Raw genomic sequence first — 14,918 nt, 5'->3', positions numbered from 1 at the left:
CATGACCGGAACTCAAGACCAGGCGATCACCCCTGACCAGCTCACGCCCGAGCAGTACATGGTGGTCTACCCCGACGGCCGCCGCGAGATCCACCCCTGGCCCGAGGACGAGAGCGCCCGGCTCCCGCTGATGAAGCGGCACGTCGAGGGCTACATCGAGTATGTACCGCCCGCTTCCCACACCCTCCAGACCCACGAGGTCGTCGTGAACGAGGAGGGCATGGTGAACGATCTGCCCCCCAACTGGCCCGGCTCCCGCCTGATCGGGTACGACCTGCGGCAACAGCCCCCGCTGCACGGCAACGTGCTGATCGTGCCCCACAACCCGGACGACCCGCCGATGGAGGCCCAGCGCCGCAATGCCCGGAAGCACGACAACCTCTTCGCCCTGGCGCTGGCCGGGGACCGGGAGGCCCTGGCTGCCCTCGGCGTCCAGAGTCCGGACCAGATCACGGTGATCGATACCCGCCCCCAGCCGCGGGTGTACCTGTACCTGATTCACCCGGACGGGCGCGTCGAGCGGTACGAGCCCCAGGGCAAGGAAGCGGCGCGAACTTGGGTTGAGGAGAAAATCGGGCACGCCTACCGGATGCACCCGGAGGCCCACGTGGTGCGTGCCTACGCGGCCCTGTACGCCGTGAACCCCAAGGACCGGACCCCGAACGTCCCGGCCAGCATCGGGCTCGGGGTGTGGGGGATGCGGCACGCGCTCGGGCCGGTGGTGCTGATGCCCACCGGGCAGGAGGACGAAACGCTCCTGCACGACCGGCTGCACCGGGCCCTGAACGGGGACCCCGAGGCGCAGCGGGAAACCGGACTGACGCCCGCCTGGTAGCCGGGGGAGGGGAGAGGCCGCCTCTCCCCTCCAGGTCCCACGCTTCAATTTCACGCGGGCCGCCCTGCGGGCGGCGCCCCTCCGCTCCGCTCCGGGGCGGGGCAGGTCCGCGTGTGCCCCTGCCGAGGCCTTCCCCATGACCCACAGCACCATGTACCTCGTCGCCACCGGCAGCCGCATCCAGGGCGCGTCCCCAGAGATCGGCGTGATGGTCGGCCCCCGCGTCCGCGGCCTCGCACCCCTCGAAGACGGCCGGTGGTGGGCCAGCGACAACGACAGCCTGCACGGCCGCTTCCACGAGCCCACCTTTCTGCACCACCTCGCCCGGCTTCAGCCGCTTGCGGCCCGCTGCCTCTTCGTGGCCGCCCCCGACATTCCCAGGAACGCGGCGGCCACCCTCGCCCTCTTCCCACGCTGGAGGAGCGTCATCGAGGCGCACGACTTCCCGGCCGCCTTCATCGCCCAGGACGGCCAGGAGCACCACCCCCTGCCCGAGAACGCCAACTGGCTGTTCCTGGCCGGTGGGGACGCCTGGCGCGAGCGACACGGGGCCGCCCTGATCGCCCAGGCTCACGCGCTGGGGTACTGGGGCGTCCACGTCGGCCGCGTCAACTCGGCCCGCCGGATGCGGGACTGCGCCGCGCTCGGCGTGGACAGTTGCGACGGCACCTACCTGAGCTACGTGGGCGTCGAGCGCGGCCTCCGCGACGTCGAGCGCTGGGTGCGCGCCAGCAACGGACAGGCCGGGCTGTTCGACCTGCGGGCGGCCTCGTGACGACCAGCTCGTCTGGCAAGCCCCCGCGTGACCTGCTCACCCTGCGCGCGGTGGACGGCCGCCGCGTGCAGGTCCGGGCGCGCATGATCAAAAGCGTGCAGGCTAGCTCCACCGGACAGGGGCACGTGCTCGTGGAGCTGTACAAGAAGGGCCGGTCCTACGTCGTGCTCGCTGACGCCGACGAACTGGGCGCACAGGTGGCCGCCCTGCGCCCGAAGTCCCGAACGGCCAAACCCACCGACCCGCCCGGCGTGTTCGAGTACAGCCTGCGGTACTACACCCCCTACAAGGAGCCCCCCGACGGCATGGCGCGTGTGCAGCTCACCGTGCGCGTTGAGGTGCCGCCCGGTAAGGGTTCTCCGGGGGCACCGCCGGAGATCATGGCGCGGTGGCACGAGCTGGGCGGCCCCGGCTGCGGTTGGTCCATTTGTTCGCAGTTCATCGAACCGCCCGTGAAGGTCCGGTCCCAGGAGCACCGGGCGCGGCAGCGCACGCAGAACCTGGAGCGCCGGGCGACGAAGAAGGCGCCGCTGTTCGCCGAGCAGATCATCCACCGCGAACTGACGCGGCGACCCGGGTACTTCGCCGGAGAGACCCTGACGCGAGCGCCCGCCCAGTCCCCCGACCGCGTGGAAGACTGACGCCGTGCTCGATGCCGACATGGAAGTCATCACGGTGCTGGAGGTGCAAGGCGGCCGGGCGACGGTGCAACTCCCCGACACGTCCGTCGAGGAGTGGAGCGTGGCCTCACTGCCGGGCGAGGTTCTGCCCGGCGACCGGGTGGGCGTCACCGTGGACGGGGGAGACCTCGCCGTGGTGCTCCTGCCCCGGCTCGCGGGCCTGCGGGCCTAGCGGCAGGACCTGCCGGACCCGGCGTCGAGGAGGGCGGTCCGCAAAAGAATCGAGGAACCCCTCAGCCTTTTTTGCGTACTGCTGGCAGGAGATGTTGCTGATGATGCAGTCCAAAGAACCGTCGCTCCCCGCCCGTCAGAGCTTCTTGCCCGTCTTCCGTCGGCTGCCCCGCGGAGGCCTGCTGCTGTGGGCGCTCACGCTCCATGTGGGGGTGGCCATGTTGTGCCTGGCCTTCGTGATCTTCGCTCACGGCTTGCCCCTCAGCGTGTGGCCGTCGCTGGTCGCCCTGCTGCTTAACCTGGCCAGCAGCGCCATGCTGACCATCTTCAGCCAAGAGCCGCACCGAGACGGGGAACCGGCGAAGGAGGTGCGCCCCCTGTACCGTTCGGCCTTCCTGGTCGGGGGTCTGGGGCTGGCCCTGGCGATCTACGCGGCCGTGCCCTTCTTTACGCTCGTGGCCTGAGCCCGGCGCTTGAGGCGGCGGCTCGTCGCGGCGGGCCGCCCCCTTCTCGCCTGAGGCGGCGTGACCGTTTCCGCCGTGACGGTCTGTGCCCGAGGGGTTGTGGAGGGCGAGACCGTTCAGGAGATCGATGCGCGCCGTTGGCGCGGCCCTCCATGCAAATCCGCCTGAGGCGGACCGGACCAGCAACGACACCGACCTCCCTCACGGTCGGCCGGCGCTGGTCCTTTTGCATTCCGGTCCCGGTTGCCGTCTGGAAGCCATCCACCGCAGGGCACGGGCCGGGAAGGTGCAACCGATCCACTGCTCGCGCTGGGGGCGCGACGCTGCGCGGCACGCTTCCGGCCCGGGGGCCGGGATTCGGCGCTGGGGTGATGCGCCGAAGGGGGCGGCGCTCGGCAGACGCTTCGGCAGGGGCCGCGCCTCCAGCAGGGCGCGGCGCAGGTGGGCGTGGGGCGGCACGTTGGCGGACGGTAGGCCCCCGGAAAGGCGCCGGGGGCACGGGTAGGGAGGCCCTGGCGCCGCTGCGCGCCGCCACCCCCTCCCTCCGTACCAACCCTCCCCACCCAAGGGAAGGGATAGGAATATATACATTTCAGAGGAGGAGCAGGCATCGGGCGTGGAGAAGGGGTCAGATCCACTTACTAGTCCAGGGGTGAGCAACCACACAGGGGAACGGGCAGGGCGGCGGTACAGTCCACCTGTGGACGTACCGCCGCCACCGGGCACGCCGTACAGCATGCACCCGGGGAATGACACCCCGCGCTTCGTCGTGACGCGCGTGCTTCAGGAGCACCCCGAATACTGGGTCATCGAGCTGCGCGGCATCTTCTCGCCCCGTCTGCGCGTGCAGGCGGTCATCCTGCGCGAGGTAGTGCGGATGCAGCGCGCCGGATAAGGTTGCGGCGAGGCGGTGACCTCGCAGGAGTCCTCTCCCCTCGGAACTTCAGGGGTGGTCAAGTGGCCTCGCGTCAAACGTGATGCCACTTTCAAGGTGTGCGGATTCCCAAAGCGTCTTTCGCGCGTGCTGCCGCCGTTGCAGGGGCAAGCGTCTGCGAACCTGTTTGCATACTCACCCTTCTAAAGCGCGTCCCGGCGCCGTAATTTGCCTTTGCCAATTGTCAAAGTGCTATGCTGTGCCCCAACGGAGGACAACTGCCAAACACCCTAACCTGATGGACAGGCATTAAAACTGAAAAACCCCGCCTGGCAGCGGGATTTCTCAGAAAGAACTCGGTGACTGAGACCAGTGAGATGCGATCAGTCTACCGGGGAAGCCCCCGTGTTGCAAGTGGGAGAACACCACGTGACTGAACGCGACAGGGGCGCCGGGCGCCCCTCTTTTGTTGCCGCGCCATCCTCTCCACCACCCCGTCCCCTGACCCCTGCGGAGCTTGACCTGCTCGCGGAGGGGGTGGCCCGTACCCGCGCCCGGCAAGCCGCCCTGGCGGCGGAGACCGTCCAGCTCGCCGAAGTGGAGCGGGCCAGGCGCGACGACAGGCGGGCCTTCCACGCCGCCCTGCGTGCCTGTGAGCACCCCAGGTTGATTGAGGGACCGGGACCCGGCGCGCAGACCGTCAGACAGCCCCAGGAGCCCTGGCGGCGGCTTCAGGGCCCCCAACGTCCGCGCGGCCAGTTCGAGACCCCCTCACGGGCCACGGGCGCGGTCACGGTCCCCGCCAGTCTCGAAGCCGCCCTCGCCCAGGTGCGCCCGCCCAGGCCCGGCAGCCCTGCCGCCCTCGCCCTCCAGGCCGTCGAGCGTGCCCGGCCCGTCGTCGAGTCGGCCGTGCGGCGCAAGGACGCGCGGGCCGTCCTGCTCACCGTCTTGCGGGCACTGTACGAGGCGGCCTACACGCTGATCGAGACCCGTGGCCATTCCGCACTGGCGACCACGTACACCTTCTTCACGGTGCTCGACCTGCTTCCCGCCGTCACCCGCCTCAGCAGCGACCAGTGCGAGCGGGCCACCCGCCGTCTGCAAGACCTGGGGCTGATTCACAAGACGACCGGCGGCATGCCTACGGGCCAAGTTCGCACCGTCAGGGACAAGGCCGGGCAGGAGCGGTCGCGGAAGACCTACCGGGGCGGCACCTGGACGACCACGCCCTTCACCCACCCGGAGACTGGCGAGAAGCACCAAGTGCCCGTCTGCGCGGGCACCTGGGTTGACGTGCTGCTGCGCCCCGCCCCCGGCCTGAAAGCCCGTGTCCGCCTGCACGAGCTGCCCGAGTGCCCGCGCGACCTCACGGCCGACCGCAAGACGGGGCGCACGGCCTGGCAGATGGTCAAGGATGCCTGCGCCAAGGCATCTTCCAAAGTGCGGGAGTCATTAGCCCTTACAGGGACTAAGTTTGATATTGCACTTCTATTGACTTGGACGTTACCCAAGGACTCCTTTTCGAGTTCCGTTATGGCTGTAGATACCCGCACTTCCACGCCGAGCCTCGCGGCGCTCGCGGCGGCCACCACCCCACAGGAGATGGTCTACAGCCTGGGCGCGATTGTCGGCGAGCATCCCCAGCACCGCCGCGAGGCCATCCAGGCCGCCGGGAAGGCCCTGGCCCGCATCTTCCGCGACGAACAGAGTGTCCGTCACTACTACCGCGTCCTGTGGCGGGCCACGGCCGCCGAGTTCCAGGGACTGCCCGCCTACGCCCAGCTTCAGGCTGCCATGACCCGCACGCTGGTCTCCATGCGTGAGCTGCCGCTCCGGCGCCCAGGAGCGTACCTGCTCGGGCAACTGCGAGAGGCCGGGTGGATCGAGGCCGTCTACCGGACCTCCTGACTCACCTGGCCCTTCACTCCCCCTCAGACCATGCGCCGGATGTGGGCAATCAGCACCAGTGAGCTTGACCGCTCAAGGTTGCTGGTATCGCCCGTGGCCTCTTCCAGACCTACCGGCTCTCCATGTGGCCCTGTGGTGAGCCACACGTCGCCCGGCTGGGCACGCTCGGCGTGCCGGAACACCAGTACGTCGCCGGGCCGGGCGCCGACCAGGGCATACCGCTCATCCGAGACCGGCACGAGTTTGTCGCCGTAGCCCAGGGGCAACAGATCATCCAGCCGTGTCACCCGCCGCGCGCCGTCCCCGTGGAACGGCCCGTGGTGCTTATGGTCGCCCAGTATCCAGGCGTCGTGGGCCTCGATGTCCTTTAGCCCGCCACGCTTGAGCAGCGTCATGCCCTCCGCGGACGCCCGGTACACACCCCGCCACTCCTCCACCAGCCGTTGATCCAGCAACTCGCCGATCTCCCGGGGATTCTGCTCAGTGCGCTGGTCCCCCAGCGCTTCTTCCCACTCTTCCCGGTCGGCAGGGCGATTCAAGGCCGTGCATAGCACCGCCAGCGTGCGCAGGGCCTCCTGCGCCCCTTTCGATGCCTTCTCTCCATCAGCCGCCTGTGTCATCCGCCACCTCGCCGTGTGTGTCGATGCCGTGCTGGTTTTTGAGGGCGAACGTGACCACACCGGCCCTCGTGATCGTCATGCTCACGTTCTGAGCCGAGAAGCCGACCTCACCGTGCGCGTCCACCAGAAAGTCCACGTGGGCGTCGTCCGCGAGGTAGAAGCGGTCCCGCCAACCACCCTCAGGCAGCAACTCGTGTTCGATGCTAACTGCTGGAATGTCGTCCGTGTTCACGTACAGCGGCATCCTGGCGCTGATCGTCAGTGTGCCGTCCGGCCGCGTCTCCACCGTGACGTCGTGCGTCGAGGCCAGCAGCTCGCTTGTGCCCGGCGCATCTCGCTGTCCCCCCGGGGCTGTCCTGTCCATGACCTCTCTCCGCCCGCCGCTAGACGCCCAGGGCCTTGAGCACCCTGGCCTCATCCTTCAGCGGGTACACCGGAATGAACTCGGCGTGGCCCACCGTCCACAACCGCTCGAAGGTGCCGTAGGGGATGAGCACCCGTGGTCCCAGCAGCGGGTCGAGCGTCAGCACCATCTGCCGCACGTCGTCGAAGCCCGTCACCACCCGGAAATGCGGCACGGTCTCACCCGGCCTGAGCCACTGCAAGACGATCACCGGGATGCCCAGCGCGATCAACGGCCGCAGGTGTGCCACGCGCCCACCCAAGAAGCGCCGCGCCCCCAGCCCATACGGCGCGACGAACTGGCCTATGGCCTGCGCCGTCATGTACCCCCGCGGCGTGGCCTTGGTCACCCGGGCCACTTCCGACTGCGCGACCTGAACACCGTAGTACCCCAACACGCTCGCTATTGATTGCGGACCGCAGTTGTTGAAGGTCTGGTACGTGAACGGCATCGCCCGGAGCTGGAGGCCGGAAACCGCGCGGGCCTGCTGCACGGAAGGAGTGGACTTCGCCGCCGCACTTGCCCCCTGCCCCACGCTCACCATCAGACAGAGGGTCAGCCAGGCACCACGCATACCTGGGTCCCCGCGATGCCAAACAGCAGCCGCTCGCGCCGATGCTGGGTGCGGCTGTCGAAGAACCCCGCAAAAGGTCCCCGCTCGAACGTCGCCACCATGACCTGCGCCTGCCCCTGCGGCACCCAGGTGAGCTTGCCGGTAAGCAGCACCAGGTCCCGGCCGAGCTTCAACCCCGAGCCGGTGAAGGAGAGGGACAGCGCCTCGACCACCGTGTCGGCAATCTCGTCTTCAGGAATGCTCACGTTGAACAGGCGTGCCCCGGCAGGCACGACGGGTAGACCGTTCGGGCCGGTGTTCGGACCCAGGGCGGTGCAGACCGAGTTCGCGGGCACGGGATTAACCTCCGCAGCCTCCAGCATGCGGGTCAGGCTTCCGCCCACCTGGGAGACCACCGAGAGGACGGACGTGGAGTTTGAGGCTGAGGGCGCGGCGGCGAGTGCAGAGGGTCCGCACATGGCGATGAGGAGAAAGGGTGTGCGAAAGTTTCCCATACACATACTGTAATAGAGCTTGTCCAGAGCGGCAAATGTCACCCACCCAGCACAGAGCGTGTAGAGAAAAGCTGCAAACATGTTCCTGCTCATCCTACTTGAGGAAAGCGGGTGGCTCCGCGTACCATGCGTCACATGACTGCCAGAACCGAGCCCCGACCTGCCCAGGTGACCTTCCTGTCCGACCTCATCACTGATGTCCCCACGGAACGGCGTCAGCGGTTCATCGTCAACCTCAAGAACGCCATTCGCACCAACGTCTTCGACGGCGCCCCCGTGGACCACACCTTCGATATGGAGTACGTCGGGCGGGGCAAGAACAGCAAGCCCGAGACCAAGACGAGCAAGGAGCGCGAGTACGCCGTGGAGAAGACGCCGGAGTTTCAGGCGTGGTTGGAGAAGCAGACCTCGGTGCCGGTGCGGGTGTCCCAGTTCGTCACAAAGGAGGCGGTGCTGTCGGGCACCATCAGTATGAGAGACCTGGCCGATAAATTCCGCCGTCGCACCGGCAACCGCAGGGGCAAGCGCAAGTAGATGGACCTGCCTCGTGAAAAGGAGCGGAGAGCCTGTCCGTGCGTCTCTCCGCTTCGCGCGAGCCCCTGCATGGCACCTCACCAGCGTAAGCACCAGCAGCACCATCCCTGGTCGCACCATCACGAGGCGTTCCGACCAGGCCAGGCCCAGGGCGCCGCTGACACGGCGAAGCTGCCCCCCAGGTGGAGGGCGGGTGTGGAGGGAACGGGGGCAGCTCATCGGCCCAGGCTTGGGCCGTTTCTGTGGGTCCTCCAGCCGAATCGACTGCCTCTGAACCCCTCAGAACGCCCCCCTCCAGCTTCGCTGCGCTCGCTACGGGGGGCTGAGGGGTTAGGGCAGGATAAGGAACGTTCACAACAGGTGTTTTTTCTCGTCCTACACGGCGTCTCGGTGTTCACAAACCGATTTTGTGTTCACGATTGGAGTTTGTGGCGTTATGACAAGGGTTCACGTCGGTTCTCGGGTAGAGGAAGCAGTAGCTGAACAGATCGACCAGATGGCGAAGTCGAATGGGATCAGCCGGTCGCAGATGATCGAGGAACTGCTGGTGCTCGCGCTGGGGCAGCAGGAGACGGAGTTAGCGTCCACGTTCCTGATGCCCAGGTTGGAGGGCATCCTGACGACCCTGTTCGACCGGCACCTGGGAGACCTGCGGCTGGTGATGGTTCATGCGGCGTTGGAGAGCACCATCGCGTCGAGGTTGGCTCTGTTCAAGTACCGGGAGGACAACGGGTACGACGTAGCCCAGTTGTCGGGACTGCGTGACCAGGCATACAGGGCGGCAGGCAAGAGCCTCCGGCGCAAGGGCGTGAAGGACGAGGACCTGGGCGATGAGTAGTGGTCTGGGGCGCGGCAAGGAGATCCGCTCCTCGCCCCCGCGTGCGGCGCAGGTGCTGCGGATTCAGATGCGCGCCGCAAGGCGCAGCGGTGGACCGAAGACCCGGGTGGTCGTCAAGGCGAACTACGTGCGGACAGGTGGGGCGCGGGGATCGAGTTCGGCGGGCGCGGGTCAGGCGTTCGCGTCCGCGAACTACATGATGTTCCGCCCCGGCGAGGACGGGGAGCACCGCCAGGCCTTTAACGGGCAACAGGTCCTGAACCCGGATGAAGTGCATCAGTTTGTCGGTGAGAGTTGCAAACGCTTCTCCTACGCCTACCGCATGGTCATGAGCCCGGACCGCAACTTCGGGAGCGAGACGACCCAGGAGTGGGCAGCACGGACCCTCAAGGCCGCCGGGCATACCCAGTTCTTCGTGGTGGCCCACGCCGGGGAGAAGGGGCACACGGAGCATCCCCACGCGCACGCGATGGTGTTCACGGACCGCAAGCTCACCCGGGACGACTTCAAGGACCTGCGCGAGTACGGCGACGTTCAGGCCAAGGTCATGGAGCTGAAGTTCGGTCACGACCGCCACATGAAGGAGGAACTTTGGAAGGTGCAGCGGCAGGAAGCGTTCGCAAGCTGGCTGGAGGCCAAGCGCGGTGTCAGTTCGCAGGGCGTCGAGGACGGTGGGGGCGCCAGAAAGGAGGACCGTGAAAAGGAAACGGACAGGAAGCAGCAGGCGTCGTTCGGCATGGAGATGTGAGGTGAGGTCATGATGCACGTGGACCAGCGGCCACGGCTGCTGTTCATGCTCGGTCTCGCGCTGATCGCCGTCTCGCTCATGACGGGCTACTCGGATGCGGCGGAAGTCTGGACGAGGCTGTTCAAGGACGTACAGACCCAGTACCACGCGCGCTACGGCGTGGAGCTGGACCCCCTGAACTACATCTCGGATTGCGTGACCAAGGCGAGCTGCCGCGGCGCGTACATGAACGCCTGGGGCGTGCCCGGGTGGGAGCTGCTGCTGCTGCACACCAACGTGCTGGTGGGGCTGACCTTTGTGGGCTTCTCGCGGTTCTGGCGGCCGGAGCAGTGGTTCTACCGCCGGGCGCGGGTGGACGCCGGACGCATGGACGAGTGGCGCGACAAGAGCAGCAAACAGCCCAGGGGGACCTTAAAGGTCGTCAGGCCGAAAGGATAGGGAGTCCGCAAAATGATCATTCACTACCACTGGTTCATGTTGCGCCTGCTGTCGTTTTACCTGGCGGCGGCGCTGGGACTGTACGCGGTGCTGGCCGGGCTGTTGTGGCTGCTGGCGCCCGCGCTGGGGGCGCTGGTGTTTGGCATCTGGTTCTTTGATGGGCGGGACGCCCGGTTTCGCGCGATGTACAACGCGCACTGGGCCAGGCCTGACGAGATCAAGGACGCGACGGTCAAGCAACTCAATGGTGACGAGATTCTGCTGGGCTACGCCTATGACGAGGTGGTGGGCCTACGTGCAGGGGTGGCCGGACGCAAGGAGATGGGGCACGTGCTGTTCGTGGGTCCGACCCGCGCGGGCAAGGGGCTGAACGCCACCTCGAACCTGTTGAACTGGCGCGGCAGCGTAGTCGTGATCGACATTAAGGGCGAGTTCTACAACATGACGGCGGGCTACCGCAGCGGGGTCATGGGTCAGGACGTGTTTGTCCTCAACCCGAGCACGGGCGCTCCCACCAACCAGTACGACCCGTTCGCCGAACGCGATACCCCCGAGCAGTTGCAGGCCACGGCCGAGGCGATCCTGAACCCGGACGGCGACGGGAGCAACAAGGCGTTCGCCCTGCGCGCGAGCTTCGTCCTGACGGCCGCCATGATGGTCGCCAAGGAGCAGGGAAAGCCGGTCCTCCCGTTCATCCGCGACTGTCTGGCAATGGGGTGCGAACGGGCGACCCTGATGCTGGAGAGGAGCAGCAAGGACCCCGAGGTCCACCGCAACCTGTCCTTTTTCGTGGGCATGAAGCCGAGCGAGTACAACTGGGAGGGCTTTGGCAACGACAAGTTCCTCAACAACAGTTGGATCAACCTGATCGCCAAGATGAAGTACCTCGTGTCGCAGGGCATCATCGACATGACCAGCGGCTCGGACTTCAAGGCAACGGACCTGCTGAAGCAGCGCACGAGCCTGTACATGGTGTTCCGCGAGAGCGACCTGAAGTACACCGTGCACAGCTTCGGCGCGGTGATCCTCGCCCTGATCGAGGCGATCATCAAGCACTACGACCTGCATCCCGACGACGAATTCGTGCCCATCATGTTCGTGCTCGACGAGGCGGGCCGCCTCGCGGTGCCGATGCTCGACGAGCTGATCAGCACGGTGGCGGGCCGCGGCATGATCGCCCTGGTGTACGTGCAGGCCCTGTCGCAGCTCGACAAGATTTACGGCGAGGACGGCGCAGACACCGTGAAGAGCGGCACGCATACGAAAGTTTTTTACACACCCAAGGACCCGGGCACCGCCAAGTACATCAGCGAGAGTTCCGGGCGGTACATGTTCGGCGATACCCGCACCTCGGAACACCCGGAAAGCGGACGGTCGGATACCGCCGGGCTCAACTCGCGCGAGCTGATCACGACGGACGAGGTGTTGAAGGTGCCCCTGGGCAACGTGTTGATCGCGTCAAACGAGTACCCGATGATCGCGGGCTACCGCATGGAGCCCTTCACGCTGCCGCAGGCCAAGGTGGCGCGCACCATGAAGCCCCCGGAGGTGAAGCGCCGCACGGTTCCCGTGGTCGAGGAAGTCGCCGGAAAAGGGGTGGCCGCGCCGGTTCCTGAGCCCGAGCTGGTGCCCGCAGGCGGTGAGCGCCCTGCACCGGCGCCCACGCCCGCGAGGCGGCCGGTGGCCGCGCTCGCGCTCACCCTGGACGAGGCCCCGGTGGTCGAGGCCCCCGTGGACTTTGACCTGGAGAATGACGCCCCGATCTCACCCGCCCCGGTGGTCGAGGTGGACGACCTCGCAGACGACATGGCCGCCTTCGAGCGCGCGACGCGCCGCTCACTCTGAACCACCTGACCCTCTTTTCACGCAATCCAGCACGCAATAGGGTGTAATTATGAGCATGAACCTTTCTGCATACCGTGCCTCGCGTTCCGTCGCCCTCGCCCTCGCCCTGGTGGTAGGAAGCGCCGTGCCGTCGCAGGCCGCGACCACCGCGACGGGCAGGCCCTACTACCAGACGGTCTCCATCGATAAGGTGCTCAGCACCCGTCCGGCGCTGGTGGTGGTCTCGCCGCTGTATCAGGTGACCTTGCAGGTCATGGGTGCCGAGATCACCGGCATCAGCATGGAGCTGAGCAAGCAGCGCAACTTCTCGGTGTCCCGCGCCGAGAACGGGCGGATGGTCTTCCTCGATTCGCTGGTCAAGGCCGGTGGGGCGGATCTCAACCTGATCCTTGACGACGAGACGGTGCTGCCCATCCGTCTCCAGGTGGCGAACGCCCCCAGCGGCACGCGCATCTACAAGTTCATGACGGGTGACGCCATCGCCGCCCAGACCGCCGCCGCCCAGGCCCAGGAGGACGAGGAAGCGGCCGCGCAGACTCAGGCTGCTCCTGCGCCCGCAGCGCCCGCGCCCAGGCCTTCCACGGCACCGACGGGCAGCCGTCCGGCCCCGGCCCCAGTGGCAGCCGCACCTGCGCCCGCACCCGTGACCCGTCCTGTGGCGGCGCCGACCGCCCCACGCCCCGCGACGACGGCCATCCCCACGCCCCCGGTGGTTCGTCCCGCGACGGCGGCGACCCCGGCCCGGCCCGCGGCAGCGCCGGTGACCACACGGCCCGCCGCAGCATCCGCCGCCGCCCCACGTCCTGTGGTCACCCCCACCCTGGAAGTCAGTGCGCGGCGGGACGGCACCGACGCCCTGCTCGCCTACAAGTTGACCTCGCCGACAGGTGGCGTGCTGTTTGCCGACATGAAGACGTTGCGCGTGACGGATGGCCGGAACGCGCTGGCGGTGGTGCCCGTGACCCTGCCCCGCAGCAGCATGGCGCCGATCCTGGGCCTGGTTCGCGTCAAGAACGCGCCCAACGACCTCGTGGTGTCCCTGGGCGCGCAGACGCTCGGCCCGGCCAGGGCGTTCAACCTCTCCCGAAAGGTCACGGTGCAGTGATGCCCATGCGGCGGCTGTTTCTGCTCATGACGCTGGCGCTCGCCTCCACTGGAGGCGCGGCGCTTCCCCAGCTCCCGCCCCTGCCCACCACCCCCTCCGCCGCTCCCACGCCTGGCCTGCCAGCCGCTCCAGCGCAGCCGGGCGCCTTGCCCACGCCCACCGAGCCCGCGACCGGCACGGTCGAGCAGGCGCAGAAGAACGCCGGTGACGAACGGCCCAACTACTCCGGCCTTCAACGCTACCTGTTCCACTTCCCGGACTTCCGCCTGGGGGCCCTGCCCAAGGGACGCCTGCCCTACCTCAGCGTCACCGACACCTCGCTGCTGAGAGCACACAAGGAGAATCTGGCCGCGTGCCAGCAGGCCCGGGTGGAGAAAAAGGCGACTGATCCCGGCAAGTGCTCGAAGATCGAGTGGAGCGTGCCGTACTCCACTGAGGCCGCGAGCGTGACGGCCGCCACCAGCATGCGCGCCGCGTGGCAGCGGTACGAGGACCGCTACTACTGGAATGCCATGATCGAGTTGAACAACCCCGCGCTGTACCTGACGCAGTGCGTGGTGGACCTGTCGTCAAAACTGAGGACCGACGCCGCGACGGTGCGCGTCACCGTGGAAAAGGGGGACCTGCCGGGGTCCAAGCTGCTGGAGGGGCGGGTGCCCCTCAGCACCTACGACAACGCCCTTCACCTCGACAGCTACCTGCCCTGGCCCCAGACGCCCAAGGCCGACCGCTGCGGCGGCGTGAGCATGAACCTCATCCCCGACGTGCCCTTCCTGTACCTGCCCGGGACGTGTTTCACCGTTTTCGGGGTGCCCACGTTCTGCATCCAGGGCGACCGCACCTACGCCACCAACCCCGCCGCACCGGCCCCCATCTACTTCAACATGGGCGAGGCGCAGCAGCGGGTGCAGCGGGCCGTGAAGCGCGCCCACAGCAGCTACTTCCTGGACTACCAGAAAGACGTCGTGTCCGCGCTGTTCGACAAGAAGAACCCCTATTTCTTCGGGCTGCCGTGGAAGACCCTCACGCCGGGGGACGGAGCGGTCGTCGCGCCGGTCATGAACTACAACGTGAACCCCAAGCCGTTCACCGACCTCGCGCGGCTCGTGCAAAACGCCTTCAAGGGCAAGAGCACGCAGCTCTACTCCCTGAACAGCTCCCCCTACTACTTCCAGTCCACCTGGCGCAGCCCCAGCCTGAGCGCCCACCTGGCGCCCGGCCGTCACGACGCGCTGAGCAGCCCGCCCGGCCTGTGGGCCTTCGAGGAGTTCAAGCGGACCCTGCCGCCCAGCAACCCGGCCTACCAGGAGCGCATGGGGTACACGACGTTCTTCCAGGCCTTCAACACCCTGCACACCGCCACGCTGCCCGAACCGGCCACCGCCAAGCCGCTGCGGCCCATCACCTACTTCGCCACCGGGGTCGTCAAGAACTTCCCAGCGGGGACGGTGGTGCTGCCCCAGCCCATGCTGGTGCCGCCCTATTTGGCAGGACTGCCGTTCGCGGCGATGCAGGCGCACTACGACTGGCGCAGCGTGCCCGAGGGTTACCAGGTGCCGCGCGTGCAGGGGCAGCCGCTGTTCGACTACGCCCCCCTGATTCGTTGAAGGAG

The 14,918-nt window shown here is 67.5% G+C and carries 18 protein-coding genes; 14 read left to right on the top strand and 4 right to left on the bottom strand.

Features of this window, described 5'->3' with window-relative positions; genetic code table 11:
- Window position 1: 1 nt before the first annotated feature.
- The 7 genes from IC605_RS19065 (at window position 2) to IC605_RS19035 (ending at window position 5,707) form a co-directional block, all read left to right on the top strand.
- Entirely contained in the window at window positions 2-835 is an 834-nt protein-coding gene (locus IC605_RS19065; protein ID WP_216327916.1) for a DUF3846 domain-containing protein, read from the top strand.
- A gap of 136 nt (window positions 836-971) precedes the next feature.
- Window positions 972-1,610 (top strand): hypothetical protein, encoded by a 639-nt coding sequence (locus IC605_RS19060; RefSeq protein ID WP_216327914.1) that lies wholly within the window; start codon window positions 972-974, stop codon window positions 1,608-1,610.
- Window positions 1,607-2,251, top strand: a complete 645-nt coding sequence (locus IC605_RS19055; protein ID WP_216327911.1) for a hypothetical protein — start codon at window positions 1,607-1,609, stop codon at window positions 2,249-2,251. Before IC605_RS19060 ends, IC605_RS19055 begins: the two co-directional genes overlap by 4 nt.
- Before the next feature lie 4 nt (window positions 2,252-2,255).
- On the top strand, window positions 2,256-2,462 hold the full coding sequence (locus IC605_RS19050; protein WP_216327907.1) for a hypothetical protein: 207 nt from the start codon (window positions 2,256-2,258) through the stop codon (window positions 2,460-2,462).
- Between the two features lie 100 nt (window positions 2,463-2,562).
- On the top strand, window positions 2,563-2,925 hold the full coding sequence (locus IC605_RS19045; protein WP_216327904.1) for a hypothetical protein: 363 nt from the start codon (window positions 2,563-2,565) through the stop codon (window positions 2,923-2,925).
- Between the two features lie 700 nt (window positions 2,926-3,625).
- Window positions 3,626-3,820, top strand: coding sequence for a hypothetical protein (locus IC605_RS19040; RefSeq protein WP_216327901.1), 195 nt, complete (start codon window positions 3,626-3,628; stop codon window positions 3,818-3,820).
- A gap of 516 nt (window positions 3,821-4,336) precedes the next feature.
- Window positions 4,337-5,707, top strand: coding sequence for a hypothetical protein (locus tag IC605_RS19035; RefSeq protein WP_216327898.1), 1,371 nt, complete (start codon window positions 4,337-4,339; stop codon window positions 5,705-5,707).
- Between the two features lie 23 nt (window positions 5,708-5,730).
- Here IC605_RS19035 and IC605_RS19030 read toward each other — a convergent pair whose 3' ends face one another.
- From IC605_RS19030 to IC605_RS19015, 4 genes are all read right to left on the bottom strand, one after another.
- On the bottom strand, window positions 5,731-6,246 hold the full coding sequence (locus IC605_RS19030; protein WP_216327894.1) for a hypothetical protein: 516 nt from the start codon (window positions 6,244-6,246) through the stop codon (window positions 5,731-5,733).
- Between the two features lie 64 nt (window positions 6,247-6,310).
- Complete coding sequence (locus IC605_RS19025) at window positions 6,311-6,691, bottom strand: hypothetical protein (RefSeq protein ID WP_216327891.1); 381 nt, start codon at window positions 6,689-6,691, stop codon at window positions 6,311-6,313.
- A gap of 19 nt (window positions 6,692-6,710) precedes the next feature.
- Entirely contained in the window at window positions 6,711-7,304 is a 594-nt protein-coding gene (locus tag IC605_RS19020; protein ID WP_216327887.1) for a C39 family peptidase, read from the bottom strand.
- Window positions 7,286-7,666, bottom strand: a complete 381-nt coding sequence (locus IC605_RS19015; protein ID WP_216327884.1) for a hypothetical protein — start codon at window positions 7,664-7,666, stop codon at window positions 7,286-7,288. The genes IC605_RS19020 and IC605_RS19015 overlap by 19 nt, the downstream gene beginning before the upstream one ends.
- A 267-nt stretch (window positions 7,667-7,933) precedes the next feature.
- Here IC605_RS19015 and IC605_RS19010 point away from each other — a divergent pair, with 267 nt between their 5' ends.
- From IC605_RS19010 to IC605_RS18980, 7 genes are all read left to right on the top strand, one after another.
- Window positions 7,934-8,332, top strand: coding sequence for a hypothetical protein (locus IC605_RS19010; protein WP_216327881.1), 399 nt, complete (start codon window positions 7,934-7,936; stop codon window positions 8,330-8,332).
- A gap of 436 nt (window positions 8,333-8,768) precedes the next feature.
- Window positions 8,769-9,170, top strand: a complete 402-nt coding sequence (locus IC605_RS19005) for a ribbon-helix-helix protein, CopG family (RefSeq protein ID WP_281416418.1) — start codon at window positions 8,769-8,771, stop codon at window positions 9,168-9,170.
- Window positions 9,163-9,918 carry a hypothetical protein gene (locus IC605_RS19000; RefSeq protein WP_216327875.1) on the top strand — a complete coding sequence of 252 codons (756 nt, stop codon included), beginning with the start codon at window positions 9,163-9,165 and terminating at the stop codon, window positions 9,916-9,918. The genes IC605_RS19005 and IC605_RS19000 overlap by 8 nt, the downstream gene beginning before the upstream one ends.
- Window positions 9,919-9,927: 9 nt before the next feature.
- Window positions 9,928-10,356 (top strand): hypothetical protein, encoded by a 429-nt coding sequence (locus IC605_RS18995; protein WP_216327872.1) that lies wholly within the window; start codon window positions 9,928-9,930, stop codon window positions 10,354-10,356.
- Between the two features lie 12 nt (window positions 10,357-10,368).
- Window positions 10,369-12,201 carry a type IV secretory system conjugative DNA transfer family protein gene (locus IC605_RS18990; protein ID WP_216327869.1) on the top strand — a complete coding sequence of 611 codons (1,833 nt, stop codon included), beginning with the start codon at window positions 10,369-10,371 and terminating at the stop codon, window positions 12,199-12,201.
- 55 nt (window positions 12,202-12,256) lie between these two features.
- The gene (locus IC605_RS18985; RefSeq protein ID WP_216327866.1) at window positions 12,257-13,306 is read left to right on the top strand and encodes a hypothetical protein; all 1,050 of its coding nucleotides are present in this window, start codon (window positions 12,257-12,259) and stop codon (window positions 13,304-13,306) included.
- Between the two features lie 5 nt (window positions 13,307-13,311).
- A complete protein-coding gene (locus IC605_RS18980; RefSeq protein ID WP_216327863.1) occupies window positions 13,312-14,913 on the top strand; it encodes a hypothetical protein in 1,602 nt (533 codons plus the stop codon).
- Window positions 14,914-14,918: the final 5 nt, after the last annotated feature.

Origin of the sequence: Deinococcus aestuarii, assembly GCF_018863415.1 — a bacterium.
In the GTDB taxonomy this organism is placed as follows: domain Bacteria; phylum Deinococcota; class Deinococci; order Deinococcales; family Deinococcaceae; genus Deinococcus; species Deinococcus aestuarii.
Note: the sequence above shows the minus strand (reverse complement) of the source record. Positions and strands in the feature narration are given on the sequence as shown.

What these genes read in the sequence shown, in the direction of transcription:
- IC605_RS19065 (WP_216327916.1), top strand. Translation starts at nt 2, where the DNA reads ATGACCGGAACTCAAGACCAGGCGATCACCCCTGACCAGCTCACGCCC.
- IC605_RS19060 (WP_216327914.1), top strand. Translation starts at nt 972, where the DNA reads ATGACCCACAGCACCATGTACCTCGTCGCCACCGGCAGCCGCATCCAG.
- IC605_RS19045 (WP_216327904.1), top strand. Translation starts at nt 2,563, where the DNA reads ATGATGCAGTCCAAAGAACCGTCGCTCCCCGCCCGTCAGAGCTTCTTG.
- IC605_RS19025 (WP_216327891.1), bottom strand. Translation starts at nt 6,691, where the DNA reads ATGGACAGGACAGCCCCGGGGGGACAGCGAGATGCGCCGGGCACAAGC.
- IC605_RS19020 (WP_216327887.1), bottom strand. Translation starts at nt 7,304, where the DNA reads ATGCGTGGTGCCTGGCTGACCCTCTGTCTGATGGTGAGCGTGGGGCAG.
- IC605_RS19015 (WP_216327884.1), bottom strand. Translation starts at nt 7,666, where the DNA reads ATGCTGGAGGCTGCGGAGGTTAATCCCGTGCCCGCGAACTCGGTCTGC.
- IC605_RS19010 (WP_216327881.1), top strand. Translation starts at nt 7,934, where the DNA reads ATGACTGCCAGAACCGAGCCCCGACCTGCCCAGGTGACCTTCCTGTCC.
- IC605_RS19005 (WP_281416418.1), top strand. Translation starts at nt 8,769, where the DNA reads ATGACAAGGGTTCACGTCGGTTCTCGGGTAGAGGAAGCAGTAGCTGAA.
- IC605_RS19000 (WP_216327875.1), top strand. Translation starts at nt 9,163, where the DNA reads ATGAGTAGTGGTCTGGGGCGCGGCAAGGAGATCCGCTCCTCGCCCCCG.
- IC605_RS18995 (WP_216327872.1), top strand. Translation starts at nt 9,928, where the DNA reads ATGATGCACGTGGACCAGCGGCCACGGCTGCTGTTCATGCTCGGTCTC.
- IC605_RS18990 (WP_216327869.1), top strand. Translation starts at nt 10,369, where the DNA reads ATGATCATTCACTACCACTGGTTCATGTTGCGCCTGCTGTCGTTTTAC.
- IC605_RS18985 (WP_216327866.1), top strand. Translation starts at nt 12,257, where the DNA reads ATGAACCTTTCTGCATACCGTGCCTCGCGTTCCGTCGCCCTCGCCCTC.
- IC605_RS18980 (WP_216327863.1), top strand. Translation starts at nt 13,312, where the DNA reads ATGCGGCGGCTGTTTCTGCTCATGACGCTGGCGCTCGCCTCCACTGGA.